Here is an 18,794-nt window from a genome sequence, read left to right on the forward strand (position 1 = left end):
GATATTTCATGAGCATGAATTTCAACAATCCATATCAGTCTTATTCCCATCAAAATATTTGGGACGGAATTAAAGACTCATTCAAAGAAGGAAGTAATTTAACAAAACTGATTTACATCAACTTTGGTGTTTTTCTGATTGTTAAAATTGTGGGTGTACTTACCTTTCTTTTTAACCTTGAAACTTCGCAAGTTCCATTCCTTGTGCACTGGTTATCGGTACCTGCCGAAACCAATGCATTATTAAGCAGACCATGGACTGTGTTTACCTACATGTTTTTACATGAAGGATTTCTTCACATACTAATGAATATGCTTTGGTTATTCTGGTTTGGAAGAATTTTCCTAAGTTATCTTGATCAGAAAAAATTAGTGAGCATTTATTTGATTGGCGGTTTGACTGGTGCTGCGACATATATATTTGCCTATAATCTCTTTCCTGTTTTCGAAAGTGTTCGGTTTGGATCATATGCTCTAGGTGCTTCTGCTTCGGTTATGGCAGTTGTCTTTGCTACGGTAATTTATACCCCAAACCATGTTGTACATCTCATGTTTATTGGACCGGTTAAAATAAAGCACATCGCCTTATTTTTTATTGCTACAGATATACTGAGCATTCCAATGGGTAATGCAGGTGGCCATCTTGCCCATTTAGGCGGTGCTTTTTATGGCTGGCTATTCATTAGTCAGCTTCGTAAGGGTAAAGATATTTCTTCTGGATTTAATTCACTTATGGATTCATTTTTCGGTCTTTTTAAGAAAAGAAAGATGAAAGTAAGTTATAAGAATACCCAGAAGATGGACGATAAAGAGTACAACAAAGTAAAAAAACAAAATCAGGAACGCTTAGATGCTATATTGGAGAAAATTGCAAAATCGGGATACGACAGCCTAAGCAAAGAAGAAAAAGAGATCCTTTTTAAATCCAGTAACCAGAAGTAACAGCTTGAAAAACTTTCTGCACAAATCACTTGTTATTTTTAGCCTGATATTTTCAGGTTCACTTTTGATTTCCTATTTGGCAGCCCACATCAATCCTGATAATTTTTGGCCGCCTGCCTTTTGGGGATTAGCCTATCCTTATCTGCTGGCAATTAATATTTTGTTTGTTATTTATTGGATCATTAGAAAGCGATGGAGTTTTTTAATTCCTCTTTTAGCCATTCTGATTGGTTATCAATCTTTTTCCAACTTCATCCAATTTAACTTCTCTGGTAAATCTAAAAACGATGAGAATGCAATTAACATTTTAAGTTACAATGTGCGCTCCTTTGATATTTACAAATGGACAAAAGATCCAAAAACACCTTCAAATATTATTCAACTCTCCAAAAATTTTGGTGCAGGAATTATTTGTTTTCAAGAATTCAGAACGACAAAGTCAGGTTTACTCTCGATTAGTAATCTAAAAAAAGAATTGAATGCAAAAAATTCAATCAGAAGCAAGCATGGAACTGGTGTAGCCATCTTCTCCCGATATCCTATTATTCATCAAGGAGAGATTAATTTTGAAAATGGAAATTTATGCAGTGCTGTATTTGCTGATTTACAAATTGGAAAAAAAACACTTCGTGTATATAATCTTCATTTGGAGTCGAACCGTTTTGTTGGCAAAAATTACGAATTCATCAACAAAAAAGAGTTCAAGGCTGATGAGCAGGAATTAAATGAACTTAAAGACATTTCCTTCCGATTGCGTTATGCATTTATCCGCAGAGCCAAACAAGCGCAAATAATTCGTGCACATATCGATAAATCGCCTCATCCTACAATTGTTTGCGGTGATTTTAACGACACTCCTCAATCCTTTACTTATAAAACCTTGAGCGATAAATTTAGCGACTGTTTTAAAGAGAAAGGCTGTGGAATCAGCACGACTTATGCTGGAGATTTTCCATCGTTTAGAATTGATTATATTCTTCATGATGAACATACGATCTGCAGTGAGTATCAGAGAATCAAAAAACAATACTCCGATCATTTCCCTATTCTATCCAAACTCTGCTTTGTTAAAGAATAAACTTTCTATTTAATAATTACCTGGAATTTTCGCTGAGAAACATTGATATTGTAATCCTGCGTTTGGTATTTTGCAACAATATTCAATGTCGTATCAAGTCCTGCATCACGATTGTAAGGAATTTCGAACCGCGCTAATCCTCCCTTTGCATAAATAGGTTTGGCTGCAAATGGAATGTACTTATCTTCCATTAAATCGGTAATGTAGAAAATCACATTCTTGGAATAATTACTTAACGACAATGTTAAAATCACAACATCATCCTTCACAAATTTCTGAATTTCGATACCTGGAAAATTAGTCCGCAAACGCCCATCTTGCCTGTATTCTTTCAAGCCGATACCAGGTTGCCCTTTCATATAAGGAGTCTCAGCCCAGATATTACCATTGGAATAATATTTCTTCTGAACACCATCCTTTTTATCTTTGTGATAAGGGGTAAGGCTGTACAATTTGCCATTTTTATGGAATTTTTTGGCAATGCCGCTCTTCTGGTCATCAACATACATAATTTCATCACTCAACTCACCTGAAGAATAATAAATTTTACAGACGCCATGACGCACACCATTTCGAAAAGTAATTTCTGCAGTTAATCTGTTCGCATCATCATACTGCTTAACAACTCCATTTTCCACATAAATCTCCTTCGAACTTACCGATTTCCCTCTCTTTTGCTCGCAGGCAAACAGCAAAACCAATCCGAATAGGCAAATCCAATTTTTCATTTGGGGAGTTCTCTACGTGTTAGAAATTATTGAGTGTCTCATAAAAATACTGCAAAGGTATGGAAGATGAAAATTATTCATCAACAAATAAACAGTAAACAAATGGAAGGTAAGTCTTTGATCAATTTAGTAATGAGAAATGGCAGCTTTACATTATTTTCTTTCTTTTCAGTAAATAAGCCTTAAGAACGGTATGAAATTCTTTGCGGATGTCTGCTTCAACATAATCAATCGCAAATTGTCCGCACAAAATCTCTAATTCTGTAAAGAACTCTTTCTGCTTTTTACTGTATAAACTTCTAATTTCCGAAGGATTTAATTTTATGCTTTCTCCTGTTTCCAAATCAATAAACTGACTGGGGTGATTTGCAAAATTAAACTCGTTTTCGAATTCTTTATCCCGAATGGAAAAAAGTAAAACCTCATGCTTATTGAATCGTAAATGCTGCAAAGATTCCAGAATTTCCTTTGGGGTTTCATCACCCATGAAATCAGAAAAAACAATTACGAGTGAACGCTTATGCAATCCTTCGGCAAGCTTGTGCAATGTATCCGAAATTTTGGTTTCGCGGTTTTTCTCGATTCCCTCCCTGTTATAGAGTTTGCCCAAATGAGCATACAGCAAATGGGCATGAGTATTCGAAAGTTTTGCCGGAGTAAGAATATCTATTTTATCGGAGAAGGTACACAAACCAACTGCGTCTCTTTGTTTTCGTAATAAGTGAACCAAAGCCGCTGCGCACAATACTGAAAATCCTAATTTGGTTTGGTGTTTTTGCTGATAAGGGAACAGCATTGAAGATGAGGTATCTACAACAATATGAGTCCTTAAATTCGTCTCTTCCTCAAATTGTTTTACGAACAGTTTATCGCTTCGCGCGTATAGTTTCCAATCGATGTGTTTGGTTGATTCCCCTTTATTGTAAAGTCGATGTTCTGCAAACTCCACAGAAAATCCATGATATGGACTTCGGTGTAAACCAATTAAAAATCCTTCAACAATCTGCTTGGCCAAAAGCTCCAGATTATCAAACTCTTCGAATTGTATCAGGTCTGAGAGTTGCTTCAAAAAAATCTATTTTGAATGTGAACAAAGAAAAAAAGGCATAGAAAGAATCTCTCTATGCCCAAATATTTTGCAATCAATGCTTACAATAAGGCATCAATTTTTTCAGCAAGACTTGATTTTGGAACAGCACCAACTTGTTTGTCCACAATTTCGCCCCCTTTAAAGAAAAGAATAGTAGGGATATTACGAATTCCAAATTTTGCAGAAGTAGCAGGACTACTATCAACATCCATTTTTGTAACTACAACTTTACCGTCGTAATCATTAGAAAGTTCGTCTACAATTGGGCCAACCATTCTACAAGGGCCACACCATTCTGCCCAGAAGTCAACCAACACAGGCTTATCTGATTTCAACACAACTTCTTCGAAATTAGCATCGTTTACTGCAATTGTCATGGTAATCTATTTTTAATTGTTTTGAATTTTATATTTACCCGTGCAAGTTAATTAATTTTGAATTCAATATCAGAATTATTTTTAAAATATTCGATCAATTCATTGGAAAGGTTTACCCTACAAGTTCTTGAGAACATTTTTATCCTCACATTTCTCTCATCAGTAATCACAAAATTCACTTGCAGATTCCCTTTACTTTCTTCCATGCAACTTGCCATTTCTGTGATTAATTCATTCGACAGACTACTTACGGGAATTTCAATAGTAATCTCTTTCACCCGCTTTTCCATCACCTCGGAAAGTAAATTAATACTCTTCACCTTAAACTCTAATTCGGTTGAATCTCTTGGCCAAGATCGGGTTTGAACCCTTCCGTTTATAAATACCGAAATTCCTTCGATAAAATAATTGCCATATTCAACAAAATCTTTTGAAAAGAATGCTAATTCATATGAATCCGAAAAATCTTCAATCGTTACGATTGCGAAAGGATTTCCGGTTTTCGTAGTTCCTCTTCTCACAGCGGTCACCATTCCTGCAACACTAATTTCCTTATCCTTAAAAGCCTCAATACCGGAGCCTAACTGAGATAAGCTTGCATTGCAAAAAGTCTCTATCTCCAAACGATAATCATCTAAAGGATGAGCAGAAAGATAAATCCCAATCAACGCTTTTTCCTTATTTAATCGTTCCAATTTATGCCAATCAGCACATTCAGGAATTTTTGGCGGTGTTACTACATAATCATCAACATCTCCGAATAAGGTTTGCTGCATATTGTTGTTCTCTGCCTGCATCTTATTTCCATACTTCACCAAATATTCCATAAAGGTAACATCGGTTTCATCGGGATGAAAGTATTGACTTCGCTTTAATCCAAAACTATCGAAACCGCCTGACATAGCTAAATTCTCGAGAGTTCTCTTGTTAACAGACCTTAAGTTGACACGCTCTACAAAATCAAAAATATTTTTAAACGGACCATTTTTTCTTTCCTCGATAATATCATCAACAGCCTGCTCACCAACGCCTTTAACCCCAGCCATACCAAAACGAATAGCACCCTCCTTGTTCACCGTAAAACGAGCATAGGATTCATTCACATCTGGTCCTAACACAGGCATTCCCATGCGCTTGCACTCATCCATAAAAATAGTCACTTTCGTGATATCAGATAAGTTTCGGCTAAGCACCGCCGCCATAAATTCAGCAGGATAATGCGCCTTTAGGAATCCTGTTTGATAAGCAATATAAGCATAGCAAACCGAGTGAGATTTATTAAAAGCATACTTTGCAAATGCCTCCCAATCTGACCAAATCTTTTCAATTAATTTATCAGCCTTAACGTTATCACCACCAACGCCCTCCATAAACTTAGGATTGTCATGACAGCCATTGATAAACTCTACCTTAAGCTTATCCATCATGGCAATCTGTTTCTTACCCATCGCCTTACGCAAGGTATCCGACATGCCTCGGGTAAATCCACCCAAAGCACGGGATTGAAGCATCACCTGCTCCTGATAAACCGTAATCCCATAGGTATCTTTCAGGTAATCCTCCATTATTGGGTGATCGTAAGCAATCTCCTCTTCCCCATTCTTCCTTCTGGTAAACGAAGGAATATATTCCATTGGTCCCGGACGATACAAGGCATTCATCGCAACCAAATCTTCAAAACGGTTCGGCTTTAAAGCCCGAAGGTGTTTCTTCATTCCAGGCGACTCGAACTGGAATATAGCAGTTGTTTCCCCACGACTAAACATCTGGAAAGTCTCTTCATTCTCAAGATCTACATTGTTGATATCAACATCAATACCTTTGGACAGCTTTACATTGGCCAGAACTTCTTTAATGATGGATAATGTTTTAAGTCCAAGGAAGTCCATCTTTAACAGACCAATATCTTCCACAAAACGACCATCGTACTGGGTTGTCAATAGATCTTCTCCTTTGGTAGGCATGACCGGCAAGTGCTCGTCCAGGGGATTTTTCCCAATCAAAATACCGCAGGCATGCACTCCGGTTTGTCTTACCGATCCTTCCAGAGATTCAGCAAATTTAATTGTTTGGGCGATAAGCGGATTGGAAGAATCTTTTTCTTCCAGGAGGGCAGGCTCTTCTTCGTATGCTTTTTTAAAGCTCATCTTGGGTGCTTCCGGTACCAGCTTGGTCAGACGGATAGCTTCTGCTAATTCTAAACCCAATACCCGCGCTACATCCTTAATAGAGCTTTTAGTAGCCATAGTTCCAAAAGTACAAATATGAGCTACTTTATCATGTCCGTATTTATTTGTTACATAATCGAGTACTTCCTGTCGTCCGTCATCATCAAAGTCGATATCCACATCGGGCATTGAGATACGGTCGGGATTTAGGAAACGCTCGAACAGCAAATCATATTTTATGGGATCAACATCGGTAATACCAATACTATAAGCTACCACAGCACCGGCAGCCGAACCACGTCCCGGACCAACAATTACGCCATTGTTTTTTGCCCAATTAATAAAATCCTGAGTTATCAAGAAATATCCGGGGAAACCCATTGTTTTAATGGTGTTCAACTCAAAATTCAGGCGCTCAATTACATGATCCTCCAGAGTATCGCCATAGCGTTTTTTCGCACCTTTGAATGCAAGATGTTCGAGGTAGTCCGACTCTAACTTAATCGGCAACACCTTATCATAACCTCCAAGCTTCTCGTAACGCTCCTCTTCAAATTCCTTAATAAGTGTTGTTTCGTCGTATTTCTCTTTATAGTCTTCCAGAGTGCCGAACTCTTCAGGGATGTCAAATGAAGGCATTATGGGATTGGAGTTTAGCTCAAAAGCTTCCACTTTCTCAGCGATCTCCATGGTATTAGCAAGTGCATCCGGTACATCGGCAAAGAGCTCATTCATCTCTTCTCTTGTTTTAAACCATTCCTGCTTGGTGTAACGCATGCGTGTACTATCATCGTAATCACGCCCAGTATTTAAACACACCAATACATCGTGTGCTTCGGCATCTTCGGGATTAACAAAATGGGAATCATTCGTGGCAATCACTTTAACACCAAGTTCTGCTCCCAATCTACGAATCACTTTATTCACTCTCACCTGATTTTCCCAAACATCGCTCTTTAAGCGTGGGTCATTGTTGGGGTGACGCATAATCTCAAGATAATAATCCTTATCAAAAACATCCTTAAACCAAAGGATAGTTTCTCTTGCCTTATCAATATTACCACCCATGATGTGCTGCGCGACTTCACCACCCAGGCAAGCACTACTTACAATTAGTCCTTCGCTGTATTCTTCAAGTAAATCCTTGTCGATACGCGGTTTGTAGTACATACCGTCGATATGGGCAATAGAAGTTAACTTTAAAAGATTCTGATATCCTTTATAGTTCTTAGCCAGTAAAATAATGTGATGACCTGACCCATCCCCTTTATTTTCTTTTATTAAATGTCCCCGTCTTGCCATATAGGCTTCAACACCAATAATTGGTTTGATGCCTGCTCTGCCACAGGCTACGTGAAACTCTTTTACACCAAACATACTGCCATGATCGGTAATTGCAACAGCCGGCATACCGTCTTCCTTAGCTTTTGCTGCAATATCAGCTGTTTTGGCAGCTCCGTCGAGTATGGAATACTGAGAGTGAACATGCAAATGAACAAAAGCCTGTGGAATGATATTCTTTGCTGCCTCCTGTCTCTTGCGCTCTTCATCTTCAATAGAAATTTCGTCGAAAGCAGTATTAACCTTAAAAGATTCGTATTCGATACCTACCAGCTCAATAGCGTCCGGATTATTGCGTTTAAATGCCTGAATCTGATCATTCGACAATACCTGAAAATCAGTCCTTAAGCCATCCACCCGAATCAACTCCAGAAAACAACGGGAAGTAGCTTCCACATCAGCTGCCGCATTATGAGCTTCGGCAAAAGGAACACCAAACAGCTTCATATGAAGTTCGGTAAGAGTAGGATTTTTAAGCTGGCCTTTGCGTTTCAAATCACAATATTCCTTACTGCCAGTCATGGTATCCAAAGCAGTCGCTGTAATTAACTCCTGTTCCTTCATCCCGCAACGCAAGAGTTCACAGCCTACTATATTTATATCAAAGGAAACATTGTGTCCGATAACATACTTCGACTTCCTCACATCCTCCATAAAATGAAGCAGGGCCTCTTTGAGCGGAATCCCTTTTTCCTGAGCTATTTCAGTTGAAATACCATGAACTGCCACTACATCTTCAGGAATGGCAAAGCCATTGGGTGTGATAACATGATTTTTAGCAAAAAGAAAATTACCCTCCATATCATGACATTGCCAAGCCAGCTGTACCATACGTGGCCAGTTGTCAAAATCATTTAATGGTGCTTTCCATTTTTTAGGTAAGCCAGTAGTTTCTGTATCAAATATTAAAAACATCTCAGTATCAGAATTATTATAGTTATGCCTTTAAATGAGTGGCGGTTTGCGAAGATAATGAATTAAAAAAAAAAGGGATTCTTCCAAGCAAAATTAGTAAATATAGACGTACTATTCTTTCTAAATTACCAACATCTGTTTAATGTAGTAAAGAGCTTGTGTGCAACATTCTTATATACATGACTATTAGACGATAAAATAATCTTTTAAGCGATGTTTTTTATCAAAAATAAAATAGTATCTTTGTCGCGCTTATAAATCGTGGTATGTATACCGCAACTTATTCATTTATTAAAATAAAGTTATGCCAGTAAAAATCAGACTAGCTAGACACGGTCGTAAAAGAAACGCATTCTACCACATTGTGGTAGCAGATAGCAGATCACCACGTGATGGTAAATACATTGAGCGTATTGGATCTTACAATCCAAACACCAATCCTGCTACAATTAACTTGGATTTTGACAAAGCTGTTAACTGGCTTGGAAATGGTGCTCAGCCTACTGACACTGCAAGAGCAATTTTATCTTACGAAGGTGTAATGATGAAAAGACACTTGCTTGCCGGTGTGAAAAAAGGAGCTTTTGATGAAGCTGCTGCTGAAGTAAAATTCGAAGCTTGGAAAAAAGAGAAAGAAGCAAAAATCAACGCTAAGAAAGAAGGTCTTTCGAAAAATGCTGATGATGCATCGAAAGCTCGTTTAGAAGCTGAAGCTAAAATTAGCGCAAACAGAGCAGAAGCTATCGCTAAGAGAGCTGCTGATGCTGAAGCTGCTGCCAAAGCTGAAGAAGCTGGAGCAACTAGCGAAGAGGCTGCAACAGAAGAAGGTTCGGAAGAAACTGAAGCTTAATATTGAATGCATGCTTAAAATAGAGGATTGCTATCTTGCCGGAACATTTACTAAAACTCATGGAGTTAAAGGCGAATTAGTTGCCAAGAAAAACAGCAAGCTTCTTGAAAAAAATAAATTGGAATCAGTTTTTGTCGATATCGACGGAGGACTGGTTCCTTTTTTTATTCCTAAAAACGGAATTACTACCCGAAACCATTCTACGGTTCGTATTGTTTTGGAAGATCTGGATTCGGAAGCGAAAGCTCAGCGATTTATTGGCTGTGATATTTACATTCCCATGAAGAATGTTCCTGAGTTTATAGAAGAAGCGGATGATCTTGATCCGAATCTGTTAATCGGCTTCCTTTATATTGATGAGGAAAAAGGTGAATTGGGAGAAATTGAAGATATTCAGGATTACTCCGGCAACATTGTTCTTGTTATTTCGGTTAATAATCAGGAAGTATTGATTCCTTTTGCCGAACAAAACTTCATTGAAATAAGTGAGGAAAATAAAACCATCACCATGGAAACTCCCGATGGACTTATCGATATGTATCTTAGTGAATAAATCACTTCCTGTTCTGCTGCATTACAAAGTAAAAAACTGTTATCAGTATATTATTTAATCAGCAGCTCCCCTTCGAACTCAAGAATTCTAATCTTTAAGATTTCCGGAACTTTTATGCTTTCTCCCAATTTTTGACTGTAGGCTACCATTACCTGTGATGTTTTGGTTTTAATCTCGCCTGTTTTTAAATCGACAATATTCTGGTACATTCCTACACTTTTATTGCCAATCCGGAAAATTTTTGTTTGCACTTCAATTTTATCACTCAGGGTGATGGATGACAAATAATCTATCTCCAAATGAGCTACGATTAATGCAGATTCATTCCAATCAATTACTTCCCCATATACTTGCTGAAAATAATCCATTCGGGCCAAATCGAGGTAGCTTAACTGAACTCCGTTATTCGCATGTCCTATTAAATCGATATCGCCAAAGCGGATTTGTATTTTCTTTTTGTGCTTGAATTCCATTTTGCTAATTTTTATGCGAATGTATATACAAATTGTGAAAAGAATCAATGAGATGTAGATTTTATGATTTTTTTTAAGGTGCACTACTGTTCCTAAGTATACTTAATGCGCTGCAAAATTGTATGTTTTAAATTTAGTTACTCAAATATTTAAAGCTTTAAAATATTTCTTAGTGCAACTTTTCGCCGACTTGTTCGTCTTTTATTAGAACATGATTTTTTATCTAAAATTAATTTATATGAACACAAAACGTATTACTTCCCTACTGGCTGTTTTTGCTCTTGTTTTGAGTGGTAGTTTGGCCTTTGCCCAAAAAACAGAAACCCGGAATGTTGGATCATTTGAATCAGTTAGTCTTGCCATTCACGCCAAGGTATTTATCACCCAGGAAAATTCTACTTCAGTAGAAATGAAAGGCGATGCTGATGATTTAGAAGAAATTATTACTGAGGTTGAAAATGGAACTCTAAAAATTAAGCGCAAAAAAAATAAAAACTGGGGTTGGAACAATTCATTCAAAAATGTTGAAGTGTATATATCTTCGTCGCAGATAAAGAATTTAAGCATTTCCGGATCGGGCAATATTATAACTAAAAGCCCAATAGAAACTACGAATGCAAAATATGCAATCAGCGGCAGCGGCAATATTTTTATTGAAGATTTATCTGCAGAAACTGTTGATTGTCATATTTCAGGATCGGGAGACATTAATTTAAAAGGTGATGGATTGCAGGAACTCGAAATTCACATTAGTGGCTCGGGCGATGTTGATGCAGGCTATTTGAAATCTGAAAATGTTGATGTGCATGTATCAGGATCGGGAGATTGTAAGGTATATGCCACAAAAAAACTGACGGCAAGAGTAGCTGGCAGCGGTGACATTTACTACCGCGGAAAACCGGATTACGTAGATTCAAAATCTGCAGGTTCCGGTCACATAAAATCAATTGGAATGTAAAAACTGATCCGTAGGGATACACAGTCGTGGTCCCTACGGTCTAATTATTTGAATCTCTCCTCCCAATCCGATTTTAATGATACTGGAAGCTTTGCATTTTTCCATATCCTCTTGCCGGTATTCCACGATATAATCGACTGCTTCTTTTATTTCATCACCAATCTCGTGAAAATTTGCAGGTGAAACCTCTCCACTTCGATTTGCTGAAGTAGAAACAATAGGTTTCTTAAATCGTTGAATCAAATTTTGTGTAAACTCTTCATTGGTAATTCGGATACCAATGGTACCATCTGAATTGATTAAATTTGGAGCCAGATTTTTCGCACCAGGATAAATCAGAGTCATGGGCTGATCATTCGTATCAATTAAATCCCAGGCAATTTCCGGAACCTCATCAACATATGAATTCAGGCGGTTGGGATTCTCCATTAAAACCAGCATGGCTTTGGAATCTTCCCTGTTCTTAATTTCATAAACTCTTTTCACCGCTTCAGGATTTGTTGCATCGCATCCTATTCCCCAGATAGTATCTGTAGGATATAGAATAACTCCACCAGCGTGAAGTACTTCCAAAGCTTTTTTAATGTCGTTGTGCATTTCTAATTTGTTAGTATTCTTTCAAATCATTAGAAACAAATGAGTAATCAATTTTCATTGATTACTCATTTTTACTTTAATTATTACCTAAACTATACCGCTACATTGTATTCACGCAATGCATCGTTCAGCGAAGTCTTTAAATCTGTTGATGGTTTTCTTTTTCCGATGATTAAAGCACAAGGAACCTGATAATCCCCTGCAGGAAACTTCTTGGTTCTTGTTCCTGGAATCACTACCGAACGAGCCGGGATGAATCCGCTGTACTCAACTGGCTCTTCGCCTGTTACATCTATAATTCTTGTTGATCCGGTAAGCACTACATTAGCTCCCAAAACAACTTCTTTTTCTAAATGGACTCCTTCAACAACAATGCAGCGGGAGCCTATAAAACAATTGTCTTCGATGATTACCGGAGCGGCTTGAATCGGCTCTAAAACACCGCCAATACCAACACCGCCACTAAGGTGAACATGTTTTCCAATCTGAGCACAAGATCCTACTGTTGCCCATGTGTCGACCATGGTTCCTTCGCCCACATATGCACCAATATTCACGTATGATGGCATCATTACCACATCCCTGGCAATAAAAGCTCCGTATCGTGCCACTGCGTGAGGTACAACCCTAACTCCCAATTCAGCATAGTTGGTTTTCAATGCCATTTTATCATGGAATTCAAATGGACCTACTTCAATGGTTTCCATTTTACGAATAGGAAAATAAAGTATTACCGCTTTTTTCACCCACTCATTTACTTGCCATCCGTCTGCAACAGGTTCTGCTGTGCGAAGTATCCCTTTGTCTAAAAGTTCAATTACTTCTTCAATGCTTTTTTGCATCTCAAGAGTACTTAAAAGTGACCGGTTATCCCATGCAGCTTCTATGCTTTCTTTCAAATTCTGGTACATAATTAGTTGTATCTTATCTATTTTGGTTAATTAGATAACAAAACTAGTTAAAAAGAATAAAAGTAGAAAGGTCTGCAAGAGTCTAAAAAATCAAATAGTCAAACAGTCTAAACCAATTGCAATATCGATTGCTCCTAAATTGAATATGAATAAGACCAAAATTTACCAGAACAACTCAAACATCAAATATTCTTATGACTACAATTCATAACTTATTTTTATTAAAATATTAATTTCATTTCCTATTTTTGAGCTTACAAAAAATAGCAGCCAGCATGAGTAACTCTTACTTCCTTTCTCAAATATCCATTCACAAAAGTTGGAATACTTTTCTTTCTAATGAAATTATATACTTAATTACTGATATCGAAAAATCAATTAGCATTGAAAAATCAACTCCAAAGCCAAATCTTACATTGCGCTTCTTAGAAATGGATTTGAATAAAATACCGGTTGTAATTTTAGGACAGGATCCTTATCCTCAAGCAGGAGTTGCAACAGGAAGAGCATTTGAGGTGAATGGTCTAAACTCCTGGCATGATAAATTTCGTAATGTGTCGTTAAAAAATATTCTGCGCTGCATTTACAAAGCTGAAACCAATAAAGAACTAAAATATTCGGAAATTCTGAGTCGGCTTAACGAAGGAGACCGATTAGTGATGGATGGTGATTTTAAGATACTTCCCCCAAATCAACTGTTTAGATATTGGTCGGAACACGAAAATGTACTGTTGCTAAATACGGCCTTTACCTGCGAAATTGGCAAACCAAATTCGCACACCAAACTTTGGGCTCCGTTTACTCAAAAATTACTGCAATTTATTGCCACGGCAAATCCTGATATAATTTGGTTCTTATGGGGCAACAATGCTCACCAGATTGTGAATAAGATTGAAATTTCCAACAAAATAGAAACTACTCATCCAATGATGTGTTATCAACGTGAAAATGATATTCTTTATGGTCAGGTAAATCCATTCAAAAAAACCAGCCAACTCGTCAACTGGACTGGAATATAGACCTTTGCTACTGTATTAATTTGGGTTAAAGTCTGTTAAAAAATGTATCATTTTAAACATTCATCCGACCGGAAAATTATCTTTACATTGAAACAAAAAATCAAACAATTTGAAAACAAGTCTACTCACTATATTTCTCTCTTTATTCTTCCTGTTCGGAGCTTTCTCCCAAAAAGAATCAAATGATGACACCTTTATTGTCTCTGGAAAGGTAATTAACCCGGAAAACATGGAAGGCATTTCTTTTGCCAATGTAAATCTTCAAGGAACTAATTGGGGAATTGTTTGTGACAGTGCTGGTTTTTTTCGTCTTCGGATTCATCCCGATCAAAAATTAAGAATATCTGCTTTGGGATTTCAAGAGCAAGTAGTTGGCATTGAACCACCAAAAGTTGAACAAGAAGTTTTTCAGGAAATTTTCATGGAAAAAGGGAGTATTTTACTCGAAGAGGTCAGCATTTACTCTTTAGGAACTTATAGCCAGTTTAAAGAAAACTTTATTAAGACCGATGCCCCTGAAGAAGAAAATATTACCACAACATTTGATTTTGGTAATTTAAACCTAGCTCAGGCTGAGGCAAACACTCTTAACCGTGGAGGGGGTGGATTTGGATTTGGAATCAGAATTAATGGAAGAAAAACTAAAAAAAATCCTCGTATGGAGCCATTAGCTCAATTACATGAACAAATGCTGACAAGTAAATTTAATAAAGAACTTGTTGCTGATGTTACTAAAGAAAGTGGTGAAAGATTAGATCTTTTAGTTAAGTACATTAATTCAAAATCAACATTCTCATATCGAACAAGCGAATATTATATCATAAACAAAGTAAAACAACTCTACCAAGATTTTTTACTGGAAAAGCCTCAGTTTGAAAACAATTTAAGCTTTACAGATTCTTTAGGAACGATAATGAACCATCTACGCCCGTAACCAATGAATTAAACTCTTCTCATGAAATTAAAGAGGGTACTGTACATTTCATTAATTCTAATTTTTAGCTCACCTTACTACTCATTTTCGGAAAGCTCTAAAATAGATACCATTATCAGTATTTCCGGGCAAATTCTCCATTCGGAGAGTTTAACTCCTATTCCATTGGCAACCATCAGCATTAAAAGAACACGCAAAGGAATCATTTGCGACAGCCTTGGTATTTTTCATCTGCAAATCCAGCAATACGATACACTTCGAATAAGTGCTTTGGGTTACAAAGCTATCGATTGGGAAGTTCCTTTCGTTTTTAATCCTGACTCGCCTCCCTTCTTTCAAATTAAATTAGAAGACATTTCCTATTTACTGGATGAAGTAGACATTTATGCATTGGGAACCTGGGATGAGTTTAAAGAAGATTTTGTTAAAACGAAATTGGAAGAGAAAGATCCTATCAACAAAAGCATTATGAAACAATTAGCTCCCTACAATACAAAAGAACCAAATATTGTTCCTGCACAATATCGTCCTAAAAATGAAGGAAAAATGGGAGTTTTAGGTGCGATTTTTGCGCCTACAGATTTTTTGTACAGCAAATTGAGTAAATCAGAAAAATCGAAAAAGGAATTGTCCAAAATAATAAGAAACGAAGGCAAGGCAAAAAAGATTAGTTCGAAATACAATGCGGATATAGTGGCCGATGCAACAGGCTTAGAAGGGGACGAATTACTGAAATTTATGGAATACGCTGGCTCAGAAATTAAAGTAAGCCCAAATTCCTCAGAATACTACGTTATGCAACAAATCCTGTTTTTATTCAAAAAATATCAGGAAGAAACTACAGAAGCGGAGTAAATAACCGTGCCATTGATTCTTTCACTCTCTGCCCTTTAGACCTGTCCTGCCACTGGTTTAAATGCAATTCATCACTACTCTCCAAATCACTTAAAAATCGTGTTCTAAGTTCCAAAGTGATGTCCTCATCGTAAATTAATGCATTCACTTCAAAATTTTGTTCAAAACTCCGCACATCCATATTTGCTGTTCCTACCGTTGCCATTATCCCATCAACCATCATTATCTTGCTATGATTAAATCCTCCTTTGTAAAAATAGATTCGCACACCTGCTTCCAATAATTCTTCAATGTAGGAAAGCGTTCCCCAATAGGTCATGAATGAATCTGATTTTTTGGGAAGTAAAACACGCACATCAACCCCACTCATCGCCGATGTTTTAAGTGCCATTAAAATACTGCTGTTAGGCATAAAATACGGCGATGAAATATACACATTCCTCCTTGCCGAAGTAATGGCCGAGAAATACGCCTGCATGATACTTGCCCAGTCGGAATCGGCACCAGAGGCAGTAATCTGCAACAAACATTTTTGCTTCACTTTCTTGTAAGGAAGATATTTTTCGTCGAGTAACACTTCCTGTCGAACAAAATACCAATCGATTAAGAATACAATTTGTAAACTACTAGCTGCTTCGCCAACAATTTTAAGGTGAGTATCCCGCCACGAGCCAATTTCGGGCAGGCCATGAAGATAACGATCGGCAAAATTCAATCCTCCGACAAAAGCTGTTTTGCCATCAATCACAATAATTTTCCGGTGATTTCGGTAATTAACCCGACTCGTCAGAATAGGAAAACGAACAGGAAGAAAAGCGTGTATTTTCACGCCAGTATCTTGCAATGATTTTACATATTCCTTGCTCAACTTCCAGCTTCCAACATCATCATAAATAACACGAACCTCAACACCTTCTCTTGCTTTTTGCATCAATATTTCGAGCAATTCCGACGCCAACTCTCCATCTTCAATAATGTAATATTCCAAATGAATGTGATCCTTTGCTTTCCGAAGAGCCTTAAAAATAGAAGGAAATGTCTCCTCCCCATCGTTCAGAATTTTCACCCGGTTGTAACCAGTAAGCAATGCCTTTGAATTGTTTAAAAGCAAGGTCATCAGGTTCTTTTTTTCATGAATCCGCTCATCCTTCAACCATCGGCTTTTATCCAAATGAAGCTTTTGATCCTGACTCATTACCTGCAGCCACTTCATATCGCCCAACTCTTTCATGCTGAACATTTTTTGTTTCCGGAAACTCTGTCCGAAAACCAAATAGGAGATCAAACCGAAAACAGGCACAGATACCAAAACCAAAATCCAGGAAATGGTTTTTAATGGACTGCGATTTTCAAGAATTACAATAATTACCGTAGAGATAATGGTGATGACATATAGAACAGCCAACACTTCAAAAATGTGAATCCAGAATTCCGACCAATTAATTGTTAACAGCATATATCCGACTACTTCAGAAGATTTGTATCTTTGTTAATTTAATAGCTTTGAGATATTAGATGTGAAAAATAAGACAATGATTTACTATTTTAAGTAATCAATTACTAATTTTCAATTCCTCTACATTTAAAAGATTCAATTTTGAACCAATATTCCTAAGTCAAATGACTCCATCAAACACAATACAATCTACAATAAATTACATAAAAAAAGAACTCGAGGAGTTATATCATGCCCGAGAAACAGAAAGCTTAGCTTACCTTCTGCTTGAATATGTTTTGAAATATTCGAAAACTCAAATTCAGCTTAACAAAGCTGAGAAAATCAGCCCTGAACTTTTTCAGCAAATTAAATACTATACACAAGAGCTTACAAAGAATATACCCATTCAATACGTACTAGGAGAAACTGAATTTTACGATCTTACTTTTAAAGTAAATAAACACACCTTAATTCCCAGACCAGAAACTGAGGAGCTGGTTCATGCTATCATCAATGAAAACAGACAAGAAGGTTTACAAATTTTAGATATTGGAACCGGCAGTGGCTGCATTCCCATTTCGCTGGCAAAAAATTTAAAAAATGCTCGCGTTTCATCTGCTGATATTTCGGCAGAGGCAATTGAGAAGGCTAAAGAAAATGCCGAACTCAACCAGGTTGATGTTCATTTTTTTCATCGGGACATCCTAAACTGGAAGAATTTTGATTGGGACAATTTTGATATTATTGTAAGCAATCCTCCCTACGTAACCGAAGCCGAAAAAAACCAAATGGAGAAAAATGTTCTGGATCATGAGCCTCATTCAGCATTATTTGTGACAGATCACGATCCTTTAATTTTTTACAGAACCATCGCAGAAATGGCTCTCCTGCATTTGAAAAAAGGCGGGCGGCTTTATTTTGAAATCAACGAAAGTTTAGGAAATGAAATGATAGCGCTTTTGGAACAAAAAGGATTCAGCAGCATACGCCTAAGGTTAGATATCAACGGAAAAAACAGAATGGTCTCAGCTATAAAACCGCATTGATGGATTACAAAAAGAAGAAACGAGAAGTTAGCGCCGAATCTGCTTTATCAAAAACCATGTTTATTTGCAGCAGACAAGAAAAATGCTGCTTTGATATTCGTAAAAAGCTTTGTGAATGGGAAATTTCATCGACCGATCAGGATCAGATTATTCAAACATTGATTGACGAAAAATTCCTTAATGATGAACGTTACACCAATTTTTACGTTCGCGATAAATTCCGTTTCAACCGATGGGGACGAATAAAAATTGCTCATCATCTGAAACAAAAGCAAATTCCGGAATACATTATATCTGATGCCATAGACCAATTAGATGAAAACGAATACGCCCAAAATCTTCACGACATACTACACAGTAAGATAAAAACCATTCGAGAGGAAGACCCTTATCAACTAAAAGCCAAATTATTCCGATTTGCACAAGGAAGAGGTTTTGAATCTCAGCTTTCTCTTCAGATAATTGATAAATTAATTTCGAAAAAGGACTAAATTTTAAATTAACTTTGGCATCCTTATTGTT

18 protein-coding genes are annotated in these 18,794 nt (G+C 37.0%); 10 read left to right on the forward strand and 8 right to left on the reverse strand.

The genetic code is table 11. From position 1 onward, the window contains the following. Positions 1–8 precede the first annotated feature (8 nt). Positions 9–941, forward strand: a complete 933-nt coding sequence (locus ACKU4N_RS19030) for a rhomboid family intramembrane serine protease (RefSeq protein ID WP_321319121.1) — start codon at positions 9–11, stop codon at positions 939–941. Between the two features lie 4 nt (positions 942–945). Continuing rightward, positions 946–2,019, forward strand: a complete 1,074-nt coding sequence (locus ACKU4N_RS19035; RefSeq protein WP_321319122.1) for an endonuclease/exonuclease/phosphatase family protein — start codon at positions 946–948, stop codon at positions 2,017–2,019. Positions 2,020–2,024: 5 nt separating this feature from the next. Here the strand turns inward: ACKU4N_RS19035 and ACKU4N_RS19040 are convergent, their stop codons facing one another. The 4 genes from ACKU4N_RS19040 to dnaE form a co-directional block, all read right to left on the reverse strand. Next, complete coding sequence (locus ACKU4N_RS19040) at positions 2,025–2,747, reverse strand: toxin-antitoxin system YwqK family antitoxin (protein WP_321319124.1); 723 nt, start codon at positions 2,745–2,747, stop codon at positions 2,025–2,027. Positions 2,748–2,895: 148 nt separating this feature from the next. Then, positions 2,896–3,816 (reverse strand): DUF58 domain-containing protein, encoded by a 921-nt coding sequence (locus ACKU4N_RS19045; protein ID WP_321319126.1) that lies wholly within the window; start codon positions 3,814–3,816, stop codon positions 2,896–2,898. Between the two features lie 80 nt (positions 3,817–3,896). Beyond that, entirely contained in the window at positions 3,897–4,214 is a 318-nt protein-coding gene (gene trxA / locus ACKU4N_RS19050; RefSeq protein WP_101310028.1) for a thioredoxin, read from the reverse strand. A gap of 47 nt (positions 4,215–4,261) precedes the next feature. Then, positions 4,262–8,638 (reverse strand): DNA polymerase III subunit alpha, encoded by a 4,377-nt coding sequence (dnaE, locus tag ACKU4N_RS19055; RefSeq protein WP_321319129.1) that lies wholly within the window; start codon positions 8,636–8,638, stop codon positions 4,262–4,264. A 304-nt stretch (positions 8,639–8,942) separates the two neighbouring features. Here dnaE and ACKU4N_RS19060 point away from each other — a divergent pair, with 304 nt between their 5' ends. Both ACKU4N_RS19060 and rimM read left to right on the forward strand, forming a co-directional pair. Continuing rightward, positions 8,943–9,488 (forward strand): 30S ribosomal protein S16, encoded by a 546-nt coding sequence (locus ACKU4N_RS19060; protein ID WP_101310026.1) that lies wholly within the window; start codon positions 8,943–8,945, stop codon positions 9,486–9,488. Between the two features lie 10 nt (positions 9,489–9,498). Continuing rightward, the gene (gene rimM / locus ACKU4N_RS19065) at positions 9,499–10,041 is read left to right on the forward strand and encodes a ribosome maturation factor RimM (protein ID WP_321319131.1); all 543 of its coding nucleotides are present in this window, start codon (positions 9,499–9,501) and stop codon (positions 10,039–10,041) included. A 50-nt stretch (positions 10,042–10,091) separates the two neighbouring features. Here rimM and ACKU4N_RS19070 read toward each other — a convergent pair whose 3' ends face one another. Further along, a complete protein-coding gene (locus tag ACKU4N_RS19070) occupies positions 10,092–10,514 on the reverse strand; it encodes an acyl-CoA thioesterase (protein ID WP_124993499.1) in 423 nt (140 codons plus the stop codon). Positions 10,515–10,752: 238 nt separating this feature from the next. Between ACKU4N_RS19070 and ACKU4N_RS19075 the strand changes: the two genes are divergently transcribed. Next, a complete protein-coding gene (locus tag ACKU4N_RS19075) occupies positions 10,753–11,472 on the forward strand; it encodes a head GIN domain-containing protein (RefSeq protein ID WP_321319134.1) in 720 nt (239 codons plus the stop codon). Positions 11,473–11,505: 33 nt separating this feature from the next. Here ACKU4N_RS19075 and ACKU4N_RS19080 read toward each other — a convergent pair whose 3' ends face one another. Further along, positions 11,506–12,069 carry an L-threonylcarbamoyladenylate synthase gene (locus tag ACKU4N_RS19080; protein WP_321319136.1) on the reverse strand — a complete coding sequence of 188 codons (564 nt, stop codon included), beginning with the start codon at positions 12,067–12,069 and terminating at the stop codon, positions 11,506–11,508. Positions 12,070–12,161: 92 nt separating this feature from the next. Further along, a complete protein-coding gene (locus tag ACKU4N_RS19085) occupies positions 12,162–12,980 on the reverse strand; it encodes a 2,3,4,5-tetrahydropyridine-2,6-dicarboxylate N-succinyltransferase (RefSeq protein WP_321319138.1) in 819 nt (272 codons plus the stop codon). Positions 12,981–13,255: 275 nt separating this feature from the next. Between ACKU4N_RS19085 and ACKU4N_RS19090 the strand changes: the two genes are divergently transcribed. The 3 genes from ACKU4N_RS19090 to ACKU4N_RS19100 all read left to right on the forward strand — a co-directional run bounded on the left by ACKU4N_RS19090 (position 13,256) and on the right by ACKU4N_RS19100 (position 15,788). Then, complete coding sequence (locus ACKU4N_RS19090; protein WP_321319140.1) at positions 13,256–13,999, forward strand: uracil-DNA glycosylase; 744 nt, start codon at positions 13,256–13,258, stop codon at positions 13,997–13,999. 109 nt (positions 14,000–14,108) lie between these two features. Next, a complete protein-coding gene (locus ACKU4N_RS19095) occupies positions 14,109–14,933 on the forward strand; it encodes a carboxypeptidase-like regulatory domain-containing protein (protein WP_321319142.1) in 825 nt (274 codons plus the stop codon). Positions 14,934–14,954: 21 nt separating this feature from the next. Continuing rightward, a complete protein-coding gene (locus ACKU4N_RS19100) occupies positions 14,955–15,788 on the forward strand; it encodes a carboxypeptidase-like regulatory domain-containing protein (protein ID WP_321319145.1) in 834 nt (277 codons plus the stop codon). Here the strand turns inward: ACKU4N_RS19100 and cls are convergent. Continuing rightward, entirely contained in the window at positions 15,772–17,244 is a 1,473-nt protein-coding gene (gene cls / locus ACKU4N_RS19105; RefSeq protein ID WP_321319147.1) for a cardiolipin synthase, read from the reverse strand. The genes ACKU4N_RS19100 and cls overlap by 17 nt on opposite strands. Before the next feature lie 164 nt (positions 17,245–17,408). Here cls and prmC point away from each other — a divergent pair, with 164 nt between their 5' ends. Together prmC and ACKU4N_RS19115 are read left to right on the forward strand one after the other, a co-directional pair. Next, entirely contained in the window at positions 17,409–18,272 is an 864-nt protein-coding gene (gene prmC / locus ACKU4N_RS19110; protein WP_321319150.1) for a peptide chain release factor N(5)-glutamine methyltransferase, read from the forward strand. After that, positions 18,272–18,763 carry a regulatory protein RecX gene (locus ACKU4N_RS19115; RefSeq protein ID WP_321319152.1) on the forward strand — a complete coding sequence of 164 codons (492 nt, stop codon included), beginning with the start codon at positions 18,272–18,274 and terminating at the stop codon, positions 18,761–18,763. Before prmC ends, ACKU4N_RS19115 begins: the two co-directional genes overlap by 1 nt. The last annotated feature ends 31 nt before the right edge of the window (positions 18,764–18,794 follow it).

The sequence above is a fragment of the Labilibaculum sp. genome (genome assembly GCF_963664555.1).
Classification (GTDB): Bacteria; Bacteroidota; Bacteroidia; order Bacteroidales; family Marinifilaceae; genus Labilibaculum.